This is a genomic window from Acidicapsa acidisoli (assembly GCF_025685625.1).
In the GTDB taxonomy this organism is placed as follows: domain Bacteria; phylum Acidobacteriota; class Terriglobia; order Terriglobales; family Acidobacteriaceae; genus Acidicapsa; species Acidicapsa acidisoli.
The window spans coordinates 119,431-143,248 of record NZ_JAGSYI010000007.1 but is presented as its reverse complement, the minus strand read 5'-3'; the positions used below and the strand labels follow the sequence as shown (position 1 = coordinate 143,248).

Annotated in this window: 17 protein-coding genes; 12 read left to right on the top strand and 5 right to left on the bottom strand. The window is 55.8% G+C overall.

The genetic code is table 11. The annotated features are described in order from the left end of the window. The first annotated feature begins 6 nt into the window (after window positions 1–6). Complete coding sequence (locus OHL23_RS28060) at window positions 7–1,554, top strand: sensor histidine kinase (RefSeq protein WP_263355401.1); 1,548 nt, start codon at window positions 7–9, stop codon at window positions 1,552–1,554. 51 nt (window positions 1,555–1,605) lie between these two features. On the opposite strand, the gene OHL23_RS28055 is transcribed toward OHL23_RS28060, so the two are convergent. Then, on the bottom strand, window positions 1,606–2,445 hold the full coding sequence (locus OHL23_RS28055; RefSeq protein WP_263355400.1) for a class I SAM-dependent methyltransferase: 840 nt from the start codon (window positions 2,443–2,445) through the stop codon (window positions 1,606–1,608). 534 nt (window positions 2,446–2,979) lie between these two features. On the opposite strand from OHL23_RS28055, the gene OHL23_RS28050 reads away from it, so the two are divergent. The 3 genes from OHL23_RS28050 to OHL23_RS29130 all read left to right on the top strand — a co-directional run bounded on the left by OHL23_RS28050 (window position 2,980) and on the right by OHL23_RS29130 (window position 4,781). Further along, window positions 2,980–4,104, top strand: a complete 1,125-nt coding sequence (locus OHL23_RS28050) for a glycerol dehydrogenase (protein ID WP_263355399.1) — start codon at window positions 2,980–2,982, stop codon at window positions 4,102–4,104. 111 nt (window positions 4,105–4,215) lie between these two features. Continuing rightward, the gene (locus tag OHL23_RS29135) at window positions 4,216–4,500 is read left to right on the top strand and encodes a hypothetical protein (RefSeq protein WP_396127442.1); all 285 of its coding nucleotides are present in this window, start codon (window positions 4,216–4,218) and stop codon (window positions 4,498–4,500) included. Then, window positions 4,407–4,781: a hypothetical protein gene (locus OHL23_RS29130; protein ID WP_396127441.1), complete on the top strand. Its 375-nt coding sequence runs from the start codon at window positions 4,407–4,409 to the stop codon at window positions 4,779–4,781. Before OHL23_RS29135 ends, OHL23_RS29130 begins: the two co-directional genes overlap by 94 nt. Before the next feature lie 139 nt (window positions 4,782–4,920). On the opposite strand, the gene OHL23_RS28045 is transcribed toward OHL23_RS29130, so the two are convergent. Next, window positions 4,921–5,394: a helix-turn-helix domain-containing protein gene (locus OHL23_RS28045; RefSeq protein WP_263355398.1), complete on the bottom strand. Its 474-nt coding sequence runs from the start codon at window positions 5,392–5,394 to the stop codon at window positions 4,921–4,923. Between the two features lie 897 nt (window positions 5,395–6,291). Between OHL23_RS28045 and OHL23_RS28040 the strand changes: the two genes are divergently transcribed. From OHL23_RS28040 to OHL23_RS28010, 8 genes are all read left to right on the top strand, one after another. After that, window positions 6,292–6,846: a hypothetical protein gene (locus OHL23_RS28040; protein ID WP_263355397.1), complete on the top strand. Its 555-nt coding sequence runs from the start codon at window positions 6,292–6,294 to the stop codon at window positions 6,844–6,846. A gap of 360 nt (window positions 6,847–7,206) precedes the next feature. Next, window positions 7,207–7,986, top strand: coding sequence for an RNA polymerase sigma factor (locus OHL23_RS29125; protein ID WP_396127440.1), 780 nt, complete (start codon window positions 7,207–7,209; stop codon window positions 7,984–7,986). 9 nt (window positions 7,987–7,995) lie between these two features. Beyond that, the gene (locus OHL23_RS28035) at window positions 7,996–8,751 is read left to right on the top strand and encodes a 2-dehydropantoate 2-reductase (RefSeq protein WP_317891736.1); all 756 of its coding nucleotides are present in this window, start codon (window positions 7,996–7,998) and stop codon (window positions 8,749–8,751) included. 342 nt (window positions 8,752–9,093) lie between these two features. Then, window positions 9,094–10,626, top strand: coding sequence for an FAD-dependent monooxygenase (locus tag OHL23_RS28030; protein WP_263355396.1), 1,533 nt, complete (start codon window positions 9,094–9,096; stop codon window positions 10,624–10,626). A 669-nt stretch (window positions 10,627–11,295) separates the two neighbouring features. Then, complete coding sequence (locus tag OHL23_RS28025; RefSeq protein ID WP_263355395.1) at window positions 11,296–12,546, top strand: efflux RND transporter periplasmic adaptor subunit; 1,251 nt, start codon at window positions 11,296–11,298, stop codon at window positions 12,544–12,546. A gap of 2 nt (window positions 12,547–12,548) precedes the next feature. Then, window positions 12,549–15,776 (top strand): efflux RND transporter permease subunit, encoded by a 3,228-nt coding sequence (locus tag OHL23_RS28020; protein WP_263355394.1) that lies wholly within the window; start codon window positions 12,549–12,551, stop codon window positions 15,774–15,776. After that, entirely contained in the window at window positions 15,773–17,218 is a 1,446-nt protein-coding gene (locus tag OHL23_RS28015) for a TolC family protein (RefSeq protein ID WP_263355393.1), read from the top strand. Before OHL23_RS28020 ends, OHL23_RS28015 begins: the two co-directional genes overlap by 4 nt. A 165-nt stretch (window positions 17,219–17,383) precedes the next feature. Continuing rightward, a complete protein-coding gene (locus OHL23_RS28010; RefSeq protein WP_263355392.1) occupies window positions 17,384–18,982 on the top strand; it encodes a glycosyl hydrolase family 79 N-terminal domain-containing protein in 1,599 nt (532 codons plus the stop codon). Between the two features lie 43 nt (window positions 18,983–19,025). Here OHL23_RS28010 and OHL23_RS28005 read toward each other — a convergent pair whose 3' ends face one another. The 3 genes from OHL23_RS28005 to OHL23_RS27995 form a co-directional block, all read right to left on the bottom strand. Next, window positions 19,026–20,438 (bottom strand): cytochrome P460 family protein, encoded by a 1,413-nt coding sequence (locus tag OHL23_RS28005; protein ID WP_263355391.1) that lies wholly within the window; start codon window positions 20,436–20,438, stop codon window positions 19,026–19,028. A 243-nt stretch (window positions 20,439–20,681) separates the two neighbouring features. Beyond that, window positions 20,682–23,300: an ABC transporter permease gene (locus OHL23_RS28000; protein ID WP_263355390.1), complete on the bottom strand. Its 2,619-nt coding sequence runs from the start codon at window positions 23,298–23,300 to the stop codon at window positions 20,682–20,684. Between the two features lies 1 nt (window position 23,301). Beyond that, window positions 23,302–23,658 (bottom strand): PadR family transcriptional regulator, encoded by a 357-nt coding sequence (locus OHL23_RS27995; RefSeq protein ID WP_263355389.1) that lies wholly within the window; start codon window positions 23,656–23,658, stop codon window positions 23,302–23,304. Window positions 23,659–23,818: the final 160 nt, after the last annotated feature.

Genomic DNA, 23,818 nt, shown 5'->3' with positions numbered 1-23,818 from the left:
TAATGTATGACCCGTTTCTTAAACACTACAGGATTGGCTAGCTGGCTCAGGCAGGCGACCGCCAGCCCCGTTCTTCATCGACTGAGGATTGGCCGTCACCGGGCACTCTGCTTTGCCTTCCTTATTCTGATGATGGTCCTTTGCGATGGTGTTCTGCTTTGGCAGTTACGCGAGGTGCGTTCTCAGGTTGAACTCCTGAAGGGTGTCGACGAAGAACTGATCGAGGTCTTGCGCGTCCATGGTGAGCTTTTCTCGTTTTACGAAGGGCTGGGCGTCGCGGCGCGCTCCGAGGACAAGAATCAGTTCATCACTGGATCGGAAGCACTCAGGAGCGGCGTACAGGACGAGACTCGACGCACTGAGGCCGCGTTCAGTCATTTGCCTTCCGAGGTCAAGGTAGATGAAGCAGTGTTTCCAACGATCGAAACAATCCAGAACACCCTACTGTCTCATTTGGACGCCATCCGAGCATTAGCAGATTCGGGAGAGTGGGCGGCTGTACGGGGTCGAACCGACAAACAAATCCAGCGGCTTGAATTCCTCAGTTCTCAGTTAGTCAAAGACGTAGCCCGCGACGTCGATGAACAGCGCACCCAGGCTGCATTCAAAATTGCGCTCGTCGAACGTAGGATCGTTTTCACCGCATTCGTCACAGGATTCGTGACTCTGTTGACCGCCGGCTTCTTCGGCTGGGCAACAGCGCTACGGATCATTGAAATTCGAATGGAAGCGAGCGAGGAGCGAAAACACGCGGAGGAGGCGCTGCGGCAGGCGCAGTCGGATCTCGCACGCGCAAACCGGGTAAGCAGCATGGGAGAGCTGACGGCCTCGCTAGCGCACGAAGTGAATCAACCGATTGCGGCAGCCGTTATGGACGCCAACGCCTGCCTGCTTTGGTTATCCCGCGATCAGCCTAGTTTGGAGGAGGCGCGCGCGGCTGCATCGAGAATCGTACAAAGCGGAAGACGTGCGGGTGAAATCGTCAACAGAGTGCGTCTGCTCTTCACGAAGGATACTCTGCAACGAGAGTCGGTTGATCTAAATGAAATTATTCGAGAGATGGTGCTTCTCCTGCACAGCGAGGCAATTCAATACGACATATTAATCCGGACGGAACTCGCTGCAGACCTACCTCCGGTCATGGGAGATCGCGTGCAACTGCAACAGGTCCTGATGAACCTCATGATGAACAGCTTCGATGCGATGAGGGACGTGAATGGGACGCGCAAGCTCATCATCCAGTCGCAGCGCGATGAGGATGGTCAGGTACTGATCTCGGTCAGCGATACGGGCGTCGGCCTTCCACAGAAGCAGGTGGACAAGATCTTCAATGCGTTTTTTACCACCAAGACTCACGGCACGGGCATGGGATTGCGGATCAGCCGCTCCATTATTGAATCGCACGAGGGCCGCCTGTGGGCCGACAACAACCATCCGCGCGGCGCAAGATTTTCTTTCACATTACCCTCGAATGGTGAGAAACGCGATTCAGCTGTGTTGGCGGATCGAACGGGGTCCGCTGAGAGCCTCCACGCCAACAAGCCGGTCGTCTGAGTCGATGCATGCGGACTCTGTATTTGCATAGCAATAGATGACGGCGTTCAATTAGTGCTTAGCGTGCACAACATGAACGCCAGCGTGTCCGGGCGCGAGTCCTTGAACGGCGGGACCGAACCTGGACGCGATCTCCTGGAAATTGATGTCTTCGATGGTACAAAATCCGTGCGAGCGAAGAATCGTTGCAATACCAGCCGACTCGAAGTGGCTGACCGAACGTTCATCAATTTTCTTAAGCTGTTCGGTCCGCTCCTTTTCCAATTGCCTTAGCTCTTCTGAGAATGTCTCGGGAGTCTCCATGTAGTCGAACACCACCTCCGAGTTCTGGATTGACGACATGTAGTCCAGAGTGCGGCCGATGGCGTCCAGTGTCAGATATGGCACAACCCCGAGCCAAGTGAAAAACGCGGGCGAGTTCTGCTGAAAGCCTGCGGCGAGGAGCTTCTCTCCCATACCTTCCCGCTCGAAATCGACTGGCACGAGTATTAGCGATGGCGGAAGTGCGATTTGAACTTTAGCCAAGCGCTCGCATTTCGATGCCTGCGTCGCGGGGTGGTCGATCTCATAGATACGGATCTCAAGTGCGCCATGGGGATTCCGGAGAGCGAACGTGTCGAGTCCGGCTCCAAGGATGACGATCTGCCGAATCCCTCTTTTGACAGCTCTTGACAAAGCATCTTCCGCAATCCGGCTTCGCGCGGTGGTGAACAGACGTCCGATGCTGGCCAAGGGGTGTTGGTTCGCAAATTGAAGCACGTCCTTTTCGTCTTCACATAGAATCTTCATGGCAAATGGGTCATAGAGGATTGAGCCATGATCGAGCACCTGATGAGCGGCTCGTTGTCGGGCGACTATCAGGGCTGTGCGGCTGAATTCATCAGGCTTCATGTTCGAGGTCTCCGTTCTCATCAATAGCCGATCGCACGAGTTATCGTGTGCACGACTTGCGCGGTGCGCACCGATATCTTCCGTTCAATTGGGTACCTCCCGAATCCGGTCCCAAGAGGAGCTCTAAATCCGTCACGCGGCCAGTCCGCCAGAACTCGTACATGCCGCCCAATGGAATCACGAGAGCAGCCAAGAGGCGTCGATGGAGATGCATGCGATCCAGTATAAGGAAGCATCCATGAGTTCGGGCTGTATCGTCGCCAATCCGTCAGTCCTCCTTAGCCAACAGCCTGCCATCAACCATGCAACTGACTGATCAGCGTCGGTTGGGATCTCTGTCGACCAGAACGCCAAATTCGGCCCTTTCCAATCGGACGGCAGGATTAGCCCCCGAAAACGCGTTAGCGTCCGGGAGCATCGTGGCCTCCGGTTTATAGTCCACATTTGCCTAACCACGCTGCTCGGGTCGTAGCGTCTGTTCCGGAGTAGAATCGCAGATGCGTTGTCCAGATCTTCGCATCAGGTCACAGACACATGCTTAAAGTCTTCTGCGCTCCTACCCGATACACGCAAGGCCCCCAGGCCACAGAGCAACTTGGCGCCGAAATCCGCAACCTTGGGCTCGATGGACCAGCCATCATTGTTGCCGGAAGCAGTGCTATCCGGCTCCTCTCCGCGACCTGGAGGAGGACGTTCCTGGAAGCCGGGATCAAACATCAAGTTCTCCCATTTGCAGGTGAATGTACTGCGGCGGAAATTCGCCGGGGAGCCGAGTCGGCGCGAGCTGCACATGCGCGGGTTGTGATTGGGGCGGGAGGCGGAAAAGTCCTGGACACGGCCCGGGCCATCGCCGCTGATCTCTCGCTTCCTGTGATCAACTGTCCGACCATAGCCTCCAGCGATGCTCCATGCAGTGCTCTTTCCGTTATCTACACGGAAGCTGGTGCTGTGGAGGAGTATCGCATTTACCGCCGTAATCCTGATCTTGTACTGGTGGACACATCGATCATTGCCAAGAGTCCCGTGCGGCCTCTGGTGGCAGGTATGGGCGATGCTCTCGCGACCTGGTTTGAGGCCAGGGTCTGCGTTGAGGGTGGCGTGAAGAACATGCGTGGCGGAGCCTCTACGCGGAGTGCTCTCGCTTTAGCGGAGCTTTGCTACAAGACGCTCCTTGCGGATGGCGTGGCCGCCGTCGAAGCACTTCATCAACAGGAAGCCACCGACTCTCTTGAACGATTGGTCGAGGCTAACACGCTTCTTTCCGGGCTTGGGTTTGAATCTTCCGGTCTTGCCGCAGCTCACGCCATTCACAATGGCCTTACCACCGCGCCTGGCACACATGACTACATGCATGGCGAAAAAGTTGCGTTCGGGCTCATCGCTCAGCTCATGCTCGAGTCGCAGCCGCAGTCCGTTGTTGACGAAGTCCTCGCATTCTCCAGCAGTGTAGGTCTTCCCATCACATTTGCCGATATCGGTATTCGTGAACCCAGCCGGGAATTGCTCGAAACGATAGCTAGACGAGCCACAATTCCGAATGAGACCATACACAACGAACCGATCACTATGACGGCGGAACTGGTCGTGGAGGCCATGCGAGCCGCCGATTCCGCCGGGAGTTCCTTTTGGCAATCCATATCGAGGCGCAATCGCTCCTGATTGCCTCCGGTTTGGGACAGGTCGGACGCGGGCCTTGCGGTCGCCGACTATCGAAAACAAAACCAGCGGATATCCAGGGTCGTATGAGTCGGAATTAGCTTGCCGTGGTCAATGACGGCTCTTCAGGAACGTGTTGAAAAATGCTCCGAGGCAAAGGGCAGTTATATCGAGAGCACTGTCGCGAGCGGCCTCGGCGATCCTTGGGGTGTAGCCGTCGATGCAGCGGGCAACGTGTATATCGCCGATGACATCAATTCCCGCGCATTAAAGGAGACTCCTTCGAACGACACTACTCCCAGAGCATCATTGCAAGCAGTCTCAGCGGCCCGCTGGGAATTGCGGTCGACGACAACGAAAATGTCTACATTGCCGACACCTCAAATAATCGCGTGCTGAAAGAGACTCCATCAGCAGGCGGATACTCTCAATCCATTCTTAGTTTCAGGTTCCCCGTCGGTGTCGCCATAGCCGGGAATGGAAATCTGTATGTCTCAGGAGAATACTACGATTCGGTTCAGGAGCTGGACCTTACAGATCCGCCAAGCCTCGACTTTGCAAGCACGGTCTATGGTCTTACTAGCAGCGATAGCCCGAAGACTGTAACCGTGATGAATTCAGGCAACACTGCTCTGACCTGTGTCCACAGGTCGCGACTTTTGGACGCAACTTGTCAATAACCGGATGTCAATACGGACACCACGCCACGCTTACAGTGTTCCCGATTTTTGGGCAAGTTCAACTTTTGTCGACCGCCCACTCAATGCCGTCGATAAGGGCCTTCGCAAGATAGCGCGCGTTGTTTCTGCGAATTGATTATTATAATGACCCACGGTAAGCGCTTGGCGTCATTCCTGTAATACCCCGGAAAACGCGGGCCATGTGATGCTGATTGGCGAAGCCGCTTGACTTGGCGATGTCAGTCAACGAAGTACGGGGATTGCGCATCAAGGTTTGCGCTCTTTGCACTCGCCGGTCAAGCAGAAACTGATAGGGCGTCTTCCCTGTGCTCTCGCGGAAACTCCGAATGAAATGCGATGTGCTCAATCCAGCCTCGTTTGCCAACTCATCCAGTCGAAGGTCTCCTTCCAAACGCGCTTCCATCAACGCGATAGACCGACGCAGAATCGATGGCGCCATCCCTCCAACGGAATTCTCTATGAGTGGTGCATCGGCGGAATAGTGGTGAATAAGGTGGCTCGCTAACGCTGCTGCTATGGCGTCCAGAAAGAAGGCGCCGCTTTGGAAGCCTTGGCGCTTTTCGTAAAGGAGAACCTCCATGAGTCGGCGCATGGTCTGATCTTGAAGCCCGTGACGCTCCTGCAGTTCTACGCGCGGATGTTGGATACCGCGTAGAGTTTGCTCGAGGATTTCATTCCGTAGAAGCACGAGAGCAACGCTTGCCGGGTTTCGCATCTCCATGTGCCGCGGTTGGTTGAATTCGCAAATCGAGAGACTGCCGGAGCTCGCGTCTATTGACAACAGCCCCTTTGAGCTATGCCAGTTTGCAGAGTAATCGGAGAGAATCAAACCGAGACGAACTTTGCCGACAGCTGGAAGTATCCAATTTCCTTGAGGTGCTGCGACCTCGGCCACATCTACCGGTATAGATTCTTGTTTAGCAGTCTGCCGAATGGCCAACGGAGCAGTCTTTGAGTCTAAGCTGAGTCCATGATTCATAGTCGTTTTCCACACCACCCGTATCGAAGGGTGAAAGCTCTCCTGCAACATATCGAGCTTGCTTGCATTCGATCAAACGACTAGGGACACTTGCAAGCACATTTAATCAGATTCTCGGCGAAACCGAGCGGTCGCAAATTACTGCATCGCATTGGACCTCTATCTTATCTGAACCTTCTCCGCAGAAGCGATTTCTCAGTAAACGGGGATGGGTAATCAGCCATTGAGTTCAACGACAAAATAAGCACCAATCCGGCTTGCGTAGGGGATACTCGCAGCGACCGATGAAATTCTGCCTTCATTGATTCGAAGGACAGCATTCATTCTCCTCCAATTCTCGCAAAACATTCTCATGTAATTTACTTGTGTCTAAAAGCGATTTTCTGTGTCGAATTTCGCTCGAATCATTCATTGTGAAGCAATGACAGTGCGACTGCGCAGTCTCGAAGCCATCGAAACTTGTGTGCTGGGAATTAGTGCAACCAGACACAATAAACATGGAGGACAAAGATGAAAAAATCACACACTGCAATGACGCTACTCACAAGGGTTCTCTTGACCGCAGCTACCGCTTTCGCTCAGTCTTCAGATCGATTGCCGGTGACTGATGCAGAGAAGATCGCAGACGCACTACGCGCGGGTCCCGCTTTCATTACAAAGGACGCGACTCTGCTCGATTGGCCGACGACATCTGGAGGTGAATACCGGCTCCTTCGCAAAGGATCGAACGAATGGACATGTCTTCCAGCCATTCCGGGATATTCGCACGATGAGCCAGGATGCTTCGACTCAATATTCCTGCGCTGGATGCAGGACAGCCTTGCCGGCCGCACGCCGAACATTGATCGTATCGGCATCTCGTACATGTATCTTGGCGCCTGGCAATCGGCGAAGGGCTCCGGCCATGAGGCCCACGTTGGCCCACACCTGATGATCGTCAGTCCCCATCAAGACGACTTTGAGGGATTGAATCCGGACCCATCAAACGGAATGCCTTACGTGATGCATTTGCCAAATCGTCCTGACCTATATCTGGTTATGCCAATTCGGCACTGGGACGAATAGCAGACCGCGGATGACGTATATTCGACTATCTTGCCCACCCCTTTAGGCAACCAAACTTTACGTCGCCGATTTCAGCGATCCCGAGGTGCTTCAAGTGACAGAAATTTTGTTTTGGCAAAACGGAACTGAACGGCGGGCTAGTTTGTTTGCACGGTTTCCGGACGTCAACGCAAAGAGCAGGAGTCAACGGCATCGTGAAACCCTCCACAACTGAAAAGAGATCTGAGACTTATGAAAAATGAGATTGCAATCCCGGGGACGTTTCTGGGCGTCGGCTATACGAGAGACAGGGCCGGACTTTCACTGAAGGTGTGCGCATGTCTCTGCCACAGCCGGGATCTGAGCAGAAGGAAAAGATAAATGATGAATTCATGTAACCGGCTCGATGCGAAGACCGGACAACTCTGCCAGGACGCGCGTCTCGAGCGGTATCAAGTACCGGATATGAATCGTGCAGACACAGTTGCGTCTATTCGCGATAACTCAGATGAAAGGAGAGAAGAGGAAGATGGCCAACTAGTATCCGTAGCGCGACGCGGATCATCAGAGTCGGTTGACGATTTGTGGAGGATCTACTCACGGCGCTTGTATCGAACGATCTATTCGATTACAAGAAGTCCCGAAGACGCTGAGGATGCATTGCAAGATGCCTTTTTGCGGGCATATTTATCACTCGATCGCTTCGAGGGTCGATCAACAGTTTACTCATGGCTCACGCGGATTGCGATAAACTCCGCCCTCATGGTCCTCCGCAAGCGGCGGGCCCGGTCTGAAGTATCACTCGGCCCGAATGGGCAATCCGGAGAAGATACTCCGCATTTCGACTTGAAAGATACTGCTCCAGACCCGGAAGAGATCTTCGGTCAACGCCAGCGGCAAAGCTGCCTTTTTCATGCAATTCAGAACCTCGAACCCAGTCTGAGAATTCCAGTGCTGATGCAGATGATGCAGGGATGTTCCGTCAAGCAGATCGGTCGTGCACTAGGTATCTCTGCTCCGGCCGTCAAGTCCCGTCTGCATCGGGCTCGCTTACGGCTTTGTGCGGCTTCCATCTTGAAGTATTTAGCAATTAGCTCAGGAAACTCACTGAGTTCGCGATGGCCACGCCGCGTCAAGACGCTCGCTGTGAAAGAAAACTAACCCACTTCGATTCGGAAGGCGGCTGCGATTCCTTCCCAGTACGACGTTATCTTGCTGAGCGTAAAAAGCTACGCTCTCGCTGCCGCGATCGATGACTTCGCGCCCTCAGTGGGACCACAAACGGTCATCATTCCTGTGCTCAACGGTATGCAGCACATGGACGCGTTGAGACAGAGGTTTGGCGAGAAATCCGTGCTGGGCGGGGGTTGCTTCGTAGCCACTGAAATCGACGCACAGGGCCGGATAATCCAGCTTGCCGATTTCCAAAACCTCACCTACGGCGAACTGGACGGCAAAATGACTTCTCGGATTGAAGCAGTGCATGATGCTTTTCGTGGAGCTGGATTTGACACCGCCATTTTGCGGGATATGTGGCAGAAGTGGGTGTGGTTGGCCAGCGTCGGAGCTGTCACGTGTTTGCTTAACGGAAGCATCGGCGAAATCGCGGCGGTCCCCGGCGGCGCTGAGTTAACTCTCTCAGTATTTCATGAATGCACCTCAATCGCGGGGGCTTGTGGCTATCCGCTCTCGGAGACATTCCTGGCAGAGAAGAGCCCTCAACTTACTGCCCCTGGTTCTCCGTTGACCACGTCGATGTATCGCGACCTCAAGGATCAAGCACCTGTCGAGGTGGAGAGTATTCTTGGGGATCTTATAGAACGCGGGCGGAAACAAGGCGTCTCCGCGCCACTCCTCCAAGCGGCATTTGTCAGGTTAACCATTTATCAGCAGGGGCGCGCTGCCGTGAAGGCTGCTGCCAGTTGAGCGCCGAAAGCACTTCCAGGTGCCGGTTCGCCTGGGAGTATTTCGCCGTGGCAAGACGGGGTTGAGCCTGACCCGGACTCCGCCGGCTCTTTTTCTCCAAACCTCTGATCAATTTTTTGTAGGACTTTCACTAAAGGGAGAACGCTACTTGGTCTCGGAGGATAAGCCAATGAGTACATGCGAACTGGACAAAGAGAGATACCGCGACATCATCGAAGACTATTTCCGCCATTCATTTTAGAAGCAGTCTCCTGGCGTGGATTGCGCCCAAGGTTGTTTGCGGTTATTGTTTTCCATGAAGCGTGTAAACATCCCATTCTTCCAAATCTTTTCAGAGCAACGATGACCGACCAAGAGACTCAGGTTCTGATTGTGGGAGCCGGCCCGACGGGACTGGCTCTAGCGTGTGATCTCGCGCGCCGTGGCCTCCAGTTCCGAATCATCGATAAGGCACAGACTTACTTCATCGGTTCGAAGGGTAAAGGGCTGCAACCTCGCAGTCTCGAAGTGATGGACGACTTCGAAATTGTCGAGCAGGTACTGCGCAACGGAAGGTTTCACGTTCCGTTCCGCGGTTACGACGGCACGAAGATACTTGGCGAGAGAGAGCCCCACGAGGGTCGCAATCCGACGCCAAGTACACCTTATGCGAGCCCGCTGCTTACTCCCCAATGGCGCGTGGAAGAAGCACTGCGGGGAGCTTTAGAGAAAAACGGAGGACGGGTTGAGCTTTCGACAGAACTGATTGCCATTGTGCAGGATGGGAATGGTGTGAGGGCAACGCTGCAACAAAGTAAAGGAGAGGAATGCGTTCGCTGCCAGTATTTTGTGGCTGCGGATGGCGGCAAGAGCTTTGTGCGCAAGGTCCTTCAGGTTCCTTTCGAGGGGGAGACGTGGAAAGACGAGCGCATGTATGTGGGCGATGTGTACCTGCGCGGCCTGGACCAGGACGCATGGCATTCGTGGCCGAACCATCCAGACGGCTGGTTGGCGCTCTGCCCTCTGCCTTCCACCGACGCGTTTCAGTTTCAGGCGCAGGTGCCTCCGGGTGATGAGCAAGAGCCGTCGCTAGAGTTATTCCGACGCTTGGTGGAGGAGCGCACGGGCGGTATGGATATCGAACTGACGGGAGCGTCCTGGCTTTCGTTGTACCGTGCGAATATCCGGATGGTGACGCAATATCGAATCGGGCGTGTGTTTCTTGCGGGAGACGCCGCGCATGTGCATTCACCTGCGGGCGGGCAAGGCATGAATACAGGGATACAGGATGCCTACAACCTTGGCTGGAAACTGGAAAGTGTGCTCAAAGGCGCTCCAGAGGCGCTCTTGGATACGTACGAGGAGGAGCGACTGCCAGTAGCCGCAAACGTGCTCGGCCTGAGCACGAAACTCTATCGACAGATCACGGCGGCAGGCGAGGAGGACAAGGTGCGCCGCGATGCCGTAACGCTGCAACTCGGCATCACCTACAAAGAGATGTCACTCAGCGAGACCGCAAGTGGCGCGGTGCTGAAAGTTGCTTCCGGTGACCGGGCTCCGGACGCTCCAGGATTGAATGCTGCCGGCGAAGCGATTCGGCTGTTCGATTTTTTGCGTGGCCCGCATTTTACCCTGTTGCGGCTGTTTGCCGACGATACCGATATGAAGTGCAGTGAGTTGAGCAGGGTAAAGTGTGTCGATGTCAAGCGTAGGCCGTCCGGGAGCACTAACGGCGCGCAAATCTACGTGGATGCCTACGGCCATTTTGACGCGGCTTATGGCGGGGGCCGGGGCGAGTATGTACTGATCCGTCCCGATGGATATATTGGCTGGATCGGCCTGGAGGAAAGCCTGAGAAGCCTTAACGAATATCTTGGCCGGGTCCTTGGGCGGTGAATCCCAACATGCCCATGGCAAATTTCCAACCCGCTACCCGACCCACAATTCCTGCTGTCTTGTACGACCTCCGTGTACTGTGACGATCCCTACTGACGGGCCGATTTTTGGACGATGTGCCGCCAAAGGTTAGATAATTTGGATGGATCAGGCAACCTATATCGAAGCCCGGTAGTCCAATAACATGTAGTGGTGCGACCACTTAACGAGAGCTAAATTGGGATGTATGTCTCAAACACGGATGTCGGAACCTAAGGGATTGCGTTCCTTCTACGGCGTCCTGTGTCTCGTCCTCGCATTCATGGTTTTTGCATGGGGGACGAATTACAGGCTTTCGCTTTACAAGGCGGAGCGTGAAACGACTCCGGCAAAGGTATGCACAAGCGGCAGCGACGCCGCAAAGCGTGCATTACACCATGCTGCGGATGGCTGTATTGCGGCTCAGGCGCCATTACGGATTGCGGCGCTTTTCTCTCTTCTCCAAGGAACGGAAGATCACCCTATAAATCGGCTGCGCGATGAAGAGGTCAGCGACCTGTCGCCGCTCAGTAGGGCCCCGATTCTTTGTCTTCGACCACCTCCAGACGATGGACTCTCTCTCGAGTAGCCGCTAGAGATAAGACCCTCCTGCGGATGAATTTCTGAATCCGTTCGAAGGAAGGTCTTCTGATGCGCGCCAAGCCTTTGCTCTTGACTGTGGCCTGTTCTCTGGCTGCAATTCTGCTGTTATTCCATTTTCTGCGTACCCATCACAGAGCGGAGGCTGCGGCGGACGCCCCGTCAGCGCCCTCAGCCGTCTCGGTCGCCAAGGCCCACAGTGGCTTTATCGCAAATCAACTCACCGTCGCTGGAGTGTTCCAGGCTTTTCAGGAGATTGACGTTCACGGCAAGGTCGCTGGCTATATCCGGCATATCTATGTGGATATAGGAGACCGTGTTCGTCAGGGGCAGACACTCGCCGTGCTGGAGGTTCCGGAACTGCAAGCTGAAGTTGCCGGCGCGCAGGCGGGTATCACCCAGACAGAGCAAAACATATTGCGTCTGCAGAATGAAGTTGCGCGGGAGCAGGCTAATTACGCAGCCGTTCACGCCAACTACGAGCGATTGAAAAAGGCGTCTGACGAACAGCCTGGGTTGGTTGCGGCACAGGAGCTAGATGATGCTCTGGCAAGAGACAGGTCGGCCGCTTCGCAAGTCGATGCAGCTAAATCCGCCGTAGCCGCCGCGCAAGGGCAGTTGGGCGTCTCGCGTGCCGAGAATATGAGAGTCAGCAGTCTGGAGCAATACGCAACCATCACGGCTCCCTACAGCGGCGTGGTCACCATGCGGTACGCGGACACCGGCGCGCTCATTCCCGCTGGAACCGCGGAAGGGTTGAACCAGGCAGTGGTCAGGCTCGCACAGAGCGACATGCTGCGTCTCCGCATGCCGGTTCCTGAGCGGGATGTGCCGCTCGTGCACCTCGGCTCGCAAGTCACGGTCCATGTGCAGGCAACCGGGCAGCAATTCCCGGGAACTGTAGTGCGCTACACGCGAGACGTATCCAATTCGACGAGAACGATGTTGACCGAAGTAGACGTGAGCAATCCAGATCTGAAGCTCACCCCCGGGATGTATGCGGACGTGACCTTTAATCTGGAGCAGAAAAACGACGCTCTCATTATTCCCGCAAGCGCAGTCATTCAAGGCGATCAGCCTTCGGTGATGCTTGTCGATAACGACAATCGAGTGCAGAAGAGGCCCGTTGTGCTGGGTATCAGCAACGCAAACTCTCAGGAGGTAACCTCGGGGCTTCGGCCTGGGGACAGGATCATCATCGGCGGTCAGTCGGAGCTGCAGCCCGGCCAGCAAGTCACACCGCAGCCCGCAAAAAGCGACCTCGCTAACTATCAGCAAGCAAACCAGAAGGGCGGCCGATAACCATGTCCTTCTTTGCGATTCGCTACCCGTTCTTCATCCTCATGGCCTGCATGATTGTCGTCGTGGTCGGTATAGCGGCTATGACAGGCATGCCCGTCGATCTCTTTCCTCCTGTCAAAATTCCTGTCGTAGTCGTAGCAACCTTTTATGCAGGTATGCCACCTCAACAGATCGAATCTGACATTACAGACAGCGACGAACGCTTTTTTACGCTGGGAAGCAATATCGACCACATTGAATCGCGCTCGATGTCCGGTGTCAGCCTTATCAAGATCTACTTCCAGCCAGGTACCGATCCAACGGCGGCCGTGAGCGGCATCTCGAATTTGGCAATGGCAAACCTGCGCCGCCTGCCTCCGGGGACTCTGCCGCCTGTGGTACTCAGCTTCGACGCGGCGAACCTTCCGGTTTGTCTGATTACGCTGAAAGGCGCGGGGATGAATCAGACGCAATTGAAGGATGTCGCGCAGTTTACCGTCCGAAACCAGGTAGCCAATGTCCCAGGTGCTTCAGTTCCTCAGCCATATGGGGGAACATACAGGCAGATTATGATCTACGTCGATCCGTTGAAGCTGCAAGCTTCGCAACTCGGCGTCATGGATGTTGTTCATGCGGTCAACGAGTCAAACCTCATCCTGCCTGCAGGAGATGTCCGCATCGGCCCTAAGGACTACAACATTTACGCCAACAGCCAGGTGCCGACGCCCGACGACGTGAACAGCATCCCGCTCAAGACAGTCGGCAATGCATCCATCCTCGTCGGCGATGTTGGTCATGCCGTCGATGGCGGAGCACTCCAGACCAACATTGTGCGCGTCGACGGACAGCACTCCGTCTACATTCCAGTCCTCAAACAGGGTGGCGACTCCAACACGATCACCATTGTCAATGGAGTCCGCAAAGCCACGGCTCATCTGCTCGACATCCCGCAGCAATTGAAGACCAGCGTGGTTTTCGATCAATCGGTGTTTGTCAAAACCGCCATCAAGAACGTGATCAGCGAGGGTTCGATCGGCCTTTGTCTCACCGGCATCATGATCCTTCTGTTTCTCGGTAACGTGCGTGCCACGATTGCAGTCCTTCTATCGATCCCGATCTCGTGCATCGCGACCTTCCTGGTACTAAACGCATTCGGCGACTCGATCAACACGATGGTGCTTGGTGGCATGGCGCTCGTGTTATCCCGCCTTATCGACAACTCGGTGGTTGTGCTCGAGAACATCTTCCGCCATTTTGAGATGGGTGAAGATCCAGTCAAGGCTTCGCAGGAGGGCGGTAAGGAGGTTCAGCTTGCTGTATTGGCGGCTACGTTCAGCACAGCCATTGTCTTCTTTCCGGTGGTGCTGCTCACGGGCGTTAGCAAGTACCTGTTTACGGCTCTCGCACTTGCAGTAGTTATTGCACTCTTCTGCTCTTACGTCGTCGCGATGACCGTCGTACCGCTCTTCTGCTCTAGATTTATCAAGGACACCGGACATGGCATAGAGCATGAGTCCGCGCAGAAGGATGATCCAGTCCCTGAACATATGCGTGGCGGTCACGGTCAAACCACTTTCTTTGCCAAGATTGTCCATCACTTCAATCTGGGATTCGGCTGGCTTCAAGAACATTACGACAAAGCGATTCACTACTGTTTAGGCAGGCCTGCGCTGGTCATTACGGTCTTTTCCATCTTTGTGGTACTTAGTTTTGCACTGGCTCCGTTCCTTGGCCGCGCCTATTTTCCGCGCACCGATCCTGGCCAATTTGTGATCAGCATCAAGGCCCCTACCGGCACGCGCATTGAACTCACCGACCAGTACATCGCTCGCGTCGAGGAAGATGTTCGCGAGGTCGTGGCTCCGAAAGATCTCAACATGATTGTCTCGAACATCGGAGTCACACCCGATCTTTCGGCGATCTACACCTCCAACTCGGGAATGCACACCGCTTTTGTCCAGGTAAGTTTGAAGGAAGATCACAGTCTCAGCAGCTTTGCGTATATGCAGCGAGTGCGAACCAAACTCGCTGCCGATCTTCCATCCATTGAGACCTACTTTCAATCCGGAGGACTCGTCGATTCAATCGTCAATCAGGGGCTTCCCGCGCCCTTTGACATCCAGGTAAGCAGCAACGACATGGAGGGCGGATATGCCGTAGCGCGGCAGCTTGCACAAAAGATGCGAGCACTCCGTGGTGTAAGCGATGTTCTGATCCCTCAGGACATCGACTACCCTGGCCTTGCGCTTGACATCGATCGCCAGCAGGCAAGCCTTGAAGGTCTGACTCCGGAGACCGTTGTCGATAGCGTGATCACGGCCATGACCTCGAACGGCGTGGTTGCCCCGAGTTACTGGATTGACCCGAAGAGCGGCAACAACTATATGCTCACTGTTCAGTATCCAGAGACACAGGTTCAAACGCTGAATGACTTCAAGCAGATCCCATTGCGATCTCCTGACGGCAAGACCACGACGCCACTGGAAACAGTTGCATCGATCCGGTCGATCAACACGCCAACCGAAGTCGATCACTATCAACTCCGGAGGGTCTTCGATGTCTACGTGATGCCGAAGGCGGAGAACCTGTCCACTATCAGCAGTGACGTAAACAGGATCATCGCAGAGGCTCATCCGCCTCATGGTACTGTCCTCACGGTGCGAGGCTCTGTCATTTATATGAATGAGTCCTTTAAGTCCTTTGCAACCGGCCTCATCCTGTCGATCGTGCTCGTCTTCCTCATCCTGATGGCGCAGTTCGCCTCGTTCGTTGATCCCGTCATTATCCTGTTAGCCATCCCTCCCGGCATCTCGGGCGTGATCCTTTTCCTCCTGGCTACGGGCACCACTATCAACATCATGAGCCTCATGGGTGTCCTGATGATGACTGGCATCGTGGTGTCGGACAGCATCCTAATCGTCGAGTTCACGGGGCAGTTGCGCCATCAGGGACTCAAGCTCGAAGAGGCGATCATTACGGCCTGCAAGGTGCGCCTGCGTCCAATCCTGATGACGACGCTCGCCACGGTGCTCGGCCTCATCCCAATGGCGCTTGCGCTTGAGGCCGGTAGTGAACAATACGCACCGCTTGCGCGAGCGATTCTCGGTGGCCTTACCGTCTCCGGTATAGTGACGGTTTTCCTCGTGCCGAGCGCCTATCTGCTCATACATCGCCGCATCGAAACTCGCAAAGAGCGTGCGGGCACTGCCTCTTCGGGAGATTCATCGCAGGCCTTTGAGGTGACCGCATGAGAAGCTGGCTTATCAGTCTCTTATTCACCGCTCCCCTATCTGCGCTCGCGCAGAGTAGCGCCACCAGTCTCCCCACGGCCCCGCAGCCTTCCTCCGTCTCTTTGACGCTTGCGACTGCCAGTTCGAACTTTGGCTCACCTCAGTCTCAAGCAGCCACTCCAGCGCCGGATCGACAGCAGCCTCTCATTGATCCTGCCATCGGCACCACCTCGATCAGCCGCGCCGATGCGGAACGCCTCGCACTCAAGAATAATCCGCGTATCACGGCAAGTCGTCTTCTCGCTCTGGCCGCCGGACAAGTCACGCGAGAGACGCGGTCGGGCTTACTGCCCCAGATCTCCGGCGCCATTACCGCGTCGAAGGCAGAGGATGGAGGCCGCATCGGTGCCGGTGCTCTCACCGATTCGCGCCTCTATACGCACGCCGGCACCGGAGGCTCTTTCTCGCAACTGATCACCGACTTCGGCCGCACACGCGATCTCGTTGCGACCAGCAAACTGCAACAGAAAGCCCAGGACCAGACCGCACTCGCTACTGAGCAGGATGTTTTATTGGCAACGGATCAGGCCTTTTATCGCCTGCTCAACACACAGTCCTTGCTCGACGTCGCCAGAGCAACGGTTGTAGCACGCGGCGACGTACAAAAGCTTATTTCGGCACTCACCAAAAGCGCACTCAAGAGCGATCTGGACCTCAACATTGCATCCGCCGATCTCTCTCAGGCGCAACTGCTGCAACTGGACGCCGAAAACGCAGTCGACTCCGCGAGGGCCGCTCTTGCGGCTGTTCTGGCGACACCTGCCGACACGTTATATCAAGCCATCGAAGATCCCGAGACCGCACTACCTCCTCCTCCGTCGCCGAATAGTTCTGCTGCTATGAATGCGACCGCGCAAGCCCAGCGTCCCGACCTTCAGGCTCTGCGGCTCAACGCAGCGGCCGACCAGAAGTTTGCCAGCGCGCAGCAACTGCAGCATCTTCCGACCATATCCGCCTTGGCGATGGGAGGAGTCACTCCCATCGCACCGGACGGAATTTTCGTTCCCCACTGGTACGCCGCTGGGGGAGTGAACCTGAATCTGCCTTTGTTTACTGGATTCCGCATTGATGCCGAGGCGCAGGAGGCTCGGCTGCGTCAGAAGGCCGCTGAGAAGCAGGAGCAGGATGTCTCCGACACCATCGCCCGGGACGTCCGCATTGCCATCTTGAATGCACAGACCGCGTTTCGGCGCATTGCGGTTGCCGATCAATTCCGGCAACAAACCGCTCAGGCGCTCGCTCTCGCACAAACCCGGTATAAGCTGGGACTCAGTTCAATCGTGGAACTCAGCCAAGCTCAACTGCAAAGCACTCAGGCGGAAGTTGCGGCAGTGAATGCGCGATACGACTACTTGCTGTCTCTGCGTTCGCTGGACTATGCGCGTGGTCAGCTTGCCCCATAGAACGAAAAGTGTGGTGGCGGGCGTCGATGCCGTTGCGCAGGACTTCGCCTGCGCGACGGCATGCCGAACGGGGTCGTATTGCTTGAGTTGGTGTAGGCTCTATTCATCAGCTCCATTCATCAATTGTTGCTACTTCCCGAGCGGCGAGACTTGCAGGAGTAAGCCATGAGATTGAACACGAAGACGCAGGGGGTCCGCACAGCCCTTTCGATTGCTTTCTTCACTGCTGGGGCGCTCGTGTTATTGGCTCAGGAGAAATCTGCGATCCCTGTAGCGCCGTCGAAGATGTCGAAGCTGGGCACGGTGGATCAGCGTTTTGTCTCCTACAATGTCGAAATGGTCGAGGTGACGGGCGGCCGCTTCTGGAAGCCGTACAAGTCAGCCGCAGACGGGCAAGCTACCTCGAAGCCGGCAGCGTCCGCTGAGGCGAATCAGCAGGTCGGCATGAGTCCGAGCCTCTATCAATACAGGCCACCCATCAACCTCGCGAGTCCCCGGCTTAGAAAGCTCGCCCAGCAGCTTGGGCCCTCCTATGTCCGGGTCAGCGGAACCTGGCAAAACAGTACTTATTTTCAGAACGACGACAATCCCGCATTGACCGAACCTCCGAAAGGCTTCAAAGGCGTCCTGACGCGGACAGAATGGAAAGAAGTTGTCGATTTTGCCCATGCTGTTGATGACGATCTCGTGACATCTTTGGCGATCAGCGCAGGAACGCGTGACGCGAATGGCGTGTGGACTTCTGCGCAGGCCAAGGCTTTCGTCGAATACACAAAGAGCATTGGCGGCAAGATCGCGGCAAGCGAGTTCATGAATGAACCGACATTTCCGGGACCGGGCGGAGCTCCGGCAGGGTACGATGCCGAAACATTTGCGAGAGACGCAAAGGTCTTCGAAACTTTCCTGCGAAATGAATCGCCACAAACGATCTTTCTCGGTCCGGGAGGCGTTGGCGAAGGAGTTTCACTCGCGCCTGCTGGCGTGAAAATGAATCTGATCGGCACCGAAGACATAGTGAAAGCGACGGGGCCAATTTTCGATGCATTTTCGTATCACTTTTACGGTGCAGTATCGCGACGCTGCATGGGGAACATGAGCGTCGACAAATCGCTCACGGCAGAATGGCTGGATCGCACGAATATTGCGGAGGCATTTTACGAAAAGCTGCGAGATAAGTACTTGCCGGGCAAACCCATGTGGCTTTCGGAGACCGCAGAAGCCGCCTGCGGAGGAGACCAGTGGGCGGGGGAATTCGTCGACACGTTCCGCTATCTGAATCAGCTCGGCATTCTTGCGCAGAAAGGCGTGAAAGTGGTAATGCACAACACCCTCGCGTCGAGCGACTATGGGTTGCTCAATGAGGACACTCTCGATCCCAAGCCAGATTACTGGGCGGCCCTCCTTTGGAAACGCACTATGGGCGATGTGGTGCTCGATCCTGGCGTTCCCAGGAATCAGAGCCTCAGAGTCTATGCTCATTGCTCGAAGGACGGAAAGGGTGCGGTCGCTCTTGTGGCTTTGAACATCGATACGGAACACGAACAGGTGCTCGCGTTACCGGTGCCCTCCGAGGAATTCACTCTTACGGCTCACGAACTGACAAGTACAACCGTGATGCTGAACGGCAGGGAACTGAGAGCCGAATCGGATGGATCCATTGGGTCGTTGAAGGCAGATGAGCTAAAGAAAGGTTTCATCCGACTGGCGCCTTCCAGCGTGACTTTTCTTAGCCTTCCGTCTGCGCACAACAATAGCTGCATGTGATGGGAGTGCATTCATGCACTGTTGCACAACATGGTTGACCCGCTTACGGAAGCTGAACCGGGGCGAGTCCTAACATGAACCTGATTCGTTGAGCACCTGCACTCGCTGCGACGCTCTCTTCTGAGAGCCCTGTTCCGGCGAAGCGACGATAGGCTGTGTTTAGTTGGTTGTCGCTTTGTCCGCCATCACCGATCTTAACGAATTCGACGGATTGGGTCGCGTTTGGGATACGGCCACCAAACCAGTGAGGATCATCGCGTTGCGCCCAGGTGACAAGGGCCAGCACAGCGCCAGCAGGATACTTCGGGCTGCTTGTCGTATCTGTTGTCGCGCGTTCCAGTCCACGGACAGCTTGCATGGCTATATCGTTTCCAAAGAGTGCTGCCGTAGTCCGATCCCTCGGGTCAACGTACATGGTGATGGGACTCCACGCCAATGGCTGATAAGGCAAACCTGATGGCAGCGCGGCGGCAGCGTTGTTCACAACATTGTCGCGGTTCATCTTGGCATTTGTCATTGGCAGTGTATAGACGTAGTCGTCGCCGCGCACAGGCTGGTGGCAACCAGTACATTCGTTGACAAAGTGCTCATCCGCTCCGTAGGGTTTCAAGTTTAGCCCGCGCCAGCGTCCCCAGCCCCATCCCTCAGTGCTTTTGTAACGCTGGGCCGACTTCGACATTAGTTCTACTTGAATGAACTTACCGGGATGCACAAGGCCATCAGAACCGATCTCCTGTTGCCAAGCGATCTTGGCGAAGCGCGCGCCGTCTGACCACGGCGAGATTGCGCCTGTCTGCGCAGATCTTGCGGCGATGTCATTGCCGAGGATGAATCGGAAGGAACTATTGTCACCGCGATCGGTTGTGCTGATTAGCGTCCATTTTTCAAAGCTGGGATCGAAAGGGAATCCATCCGGCTCTGGTGCAACAGATACCAATGAGGCTCGTGGGACGGCTTGAGCCGGATTCGTAGCCGGTGCAATCTGCATCGTACTGTTATTCGAGGACGAACTTGCAGGTTGGGCGGGCACAGATGTCCATGGGGAGAGATATGCCTTCAATGTTGAGAGCTCTTCCGGCGTCACCTTTGCGTCCGGGTGCAGTGCAACGAATTGTGGCAACGGCATGGCTCCGAGCTGAATCATGTTCACAGCCTCATAAAGCGTAGCTCTTTGCGCGGCGGCTGGTTTGGAGCCCAGCGTTGAGAAGTTGAGATGCTTTCGCGCGGTCAGAACGTCATGCCGCACCAGCCAGTAGGCAGGCACAATCTGATCAAACCAGGAGAGGCGGCGCTGGTCTGAGTGACAGCTATAGCAATCTTTCTGGAGGACTTGTCTAACTTCAGGAGGTGCCTGCAACTCGGCTGTCGGAGACGTGTCCGGGATGCTGGGCCGAATCAGTTGGATCAGCCCGAAGACAACGCATCCGACGACGATCAGCTTGCCGAACATCTTCATTCAATTCACCATTTCGAATCTGTGAAGGCTGCCGATGGCTGTGTATTCTTATGATGGCCGTCGCGTCCGATCAGGAAAACGCGTGGCGCTTACTTTCCCTGTATACACCTTCAGATAGAGCTACTTCAAGGCTTCCTGTCAACCAGTGTGGAAACGTATCTCTGATTGTTGTGCCGCCTGAACTGCCATCGAGGCGAAGATCGTCAGTCAAGAGTGCCTTCGGGAGACTGCGGGATTATCAGCCTATTCGGTTCTCAATGCTTGCATAGGATCGAGGTGCGATGTGCGCCAAGCGGGAACGATACATGCGAATGCTGCCACCGCGATCAGAGTTGCGGCAACTGCAGCAAAAACCGCAGGATCGAGGGGCTTGATCTCATAGAGCAGGTCGCGCAACAGCGCGCCTGCTTCCATGCTTGCCGCGAGTCCCAGGGCAAGACCGAAGATCGCAGGCCGCATTCCATCCAGCAAGATCTTCCGCATCACGTCTTCGCGCTTTGCGCCCAACGCAATACGAATGCCCATCTCGTTCGTCCGCTGCGTTGCGATGTATGACATCACACCGAACAGGCCTACGGATGCCATGAGCAGCGACAGTGTTGCGAAAGCCGTGAGCAGTGTCGCGTTGAAGCTCTGGTCGTATGTGTGCTTGCCCAGCAACTGGTCCATGGTGAGCACGTCGGAGACGGGCAGGTCGTGGTCCATCTCGGAGACGATTCGTTCGACTGGCAGAGCGTATTGCTCCACACCATGGCGTGAGCGAATGACAAGCGTGCCGACGGTCTCGACGCCGGCGTCGAGCGGGAAGTACATCGTTGGCAGCGGCTTTTCGCCGATCACGTAGCGGGTATCTCCGACGATGCCTGCTATCTCTGCAGTGCGATGCTCAAGCTTGACATTCAAGTGCTTAGCGATGGGGTCTTCGCCGGGAAAGTACTGATTGGCGAACGATTGGCTGATGATGACTTCTTTGGCCGCATCCAATCGTTTGCCTGCGTTGAATGAACTGCCGCGCAGGATTGGAATTCCCATCGCGGCGAAATACTTCGGATCGGCCCAGAGGTTAATGGCAGACTGACCGTTGCCTTGTGGCAGGTGTGGGTGTTCGACGATCGTAAAACCCCAGTCGCCCCAGTATCCCTGGCCGGGAGCAGCCGTGACAAAGCCCGCCGCATCGACACCGGGCAGGGCGCGGACGCGCTCCAGCAGTGTGTCAAAAAAGTTGGCGCGCTGGGCTGGCGTGGGATAGCGGGCATCTGGAAGACCGAGATGCATGGTGAGCACATCTCGCGTGATGCAACCCATGTCGGCGGAGCGCAGGTGTTCGTAGCTTTTGAGCAGAAGACCGGCGCCAATGAGCAGGATCACCGTCAGTCCGACCTCCAGTGTAAGGAGCGTCTTGCGCAGCGTGGCGCGCGCGCGGCCCCCGCTGACTGAGCGCGACGCTTCATGCAACGCACTGAGAATGCGCTTGTCGGTGGTACTGAAGGCAGCGATGAGCCCGGAAAACAGCGCGCATAGCACGATGACGCCGACCGTAAACGCTGCCACCACACCGTCGATGTGAATGGATTCGACGCGGCTCATGTCGTGACGAATCAGCGTCAGCCAACGAAGCGCGGCGAACGCAAGCAAAAGTCCCAGCGCGCCGCCCACCGTTGAAAGTACCATGCACTCTATCAACCGCTCGCGTATAAGCCGTAGCCAGCCACCACCCAGTGCGGTGCGGATAGCCAGTTCTTTGCGCCGTGCAGCAGCGCGCGCCACCAGCAGGTTGGCCAAATTGAGGCAGGCAATCAGAAGCAGGCAGCAGGTCGCCTCCAGCAGTACGTAGAGAGGCTTCTTGATGTCGCCCACGATGTGATCCAGCAACGGCCGGCTGCTGGCATTTCTGAATACAAATGGGTCGTTGAGATGGGCATCGTGGATGCGACGTGAGATCAGGCTCAGGTCGGCCGCGCCCTGGTCCGCACTGACTCCCGGCTTGAGCCGTCCTACCACGCCGACCATGTGCTTGCTGAACGAGGTCATCTGTTCCTCTGGTCTGTCGTGGTAAACCGACGTCCAGAGCTGTGTGGATGGGTCAGGAAAATCGAACGAAGCGGGCATGATGCCGATGACTGTGTACGGTTGAGCGTCCAGATATATCGTCTTATTCAGGATGGCAGGATCGCCGCTGAAGCGGCGCTTCCACAGACCCCAGCTCAACAACACTGTGGCATTGGCCGCAGGGCTGTCATCGGCCTGCGCAAAATCGCGGCCCAGGGCGGGCTGCACGCCCAGCGTACGGAGCAGGTCCCATGAGAACTCCGCGCTGCTCAGCTTCTCAGGCAGTTGCCCGCCCGAACCGGAGAGCCCGACCCGGCTGCCTCGCGCGAGTGCGAGACTGCTGAAACTCCGGTTCTGCTTCTTCCACTCAGCATACATGCCGCCGGAGACCGTGTTGTAAGCCTTCGCGTCGTTGTCATGAAGGCCCCATTCGTACACCATGACAAGATGATTCGGATCCTGGAACGGCAACGGCTTTAGTAAGACGCCTCGCACCACCGTGAACAGCGCGACGTTGGCGCCAATGCCTAGCGCCATCACCGAGATGGCGATGACGGTAAAACTGGGGGTGCGACGAAGTGTGCGCAGGCTGAAGCGTAGGTCACGCGTCAACGATTCAAGCCAGTTCCAGGACCATACCGCGCGAGTCTGCTCACGAACTAGAGCGGGATTGCCAAATGCGCGCAAAGCTGCGCGGCGAACCTCTTCTCCGGGAATGCCAGCTTCCCGTTGCTCCTCTTCTTCCAATTCCAGGTCGGAACTCAGCTCTCGCTCCAGGTCTGCGTCCCTCTTCCGGATCTGCCGCCATTTCATGTCAGTTCTCCTCAGGGACGGGCCACATCACGCGCGCCACGGCCTCGGCCATCTGCTTCCACTGCGACTCTTCGACCACCAGTTGTTTTCTGCCTTTGTCAGTCAAACGGTAGTATTTGAATTCCCGATTGCGGTCCGGCGCAGTCTCCCATTTGGAGGCAACCCACCCTCTTCGCTCCAGGCGATGCAGCGCAGGATAGAGCGAGCCGTGCTGCATTTGCAGAAATTCATTCGAGGTCCTCTGAATATGCTTTCCGATCTGGTGACCATGGGCAGGACCATAGAGCAGCGTCCTCAAGACGAGCATGTCAAGCGTTCCCTGGAGGAGCCCTACCCGTTGCTTTGCTTGCTTTTCCATGGAAGACACTCTACTCTCGAGTTGGCGCCGATGGTAGACCGTCTACTATCGATTGTCAAGGAAGAAACCGAGGGCGAATTCCGGGATCGCGATTTCAGTCCGAGTCATGGCTCTAGGGTGGATTGCGCCACAGATGAGATAGTGCTCGATTTTCGCTCCA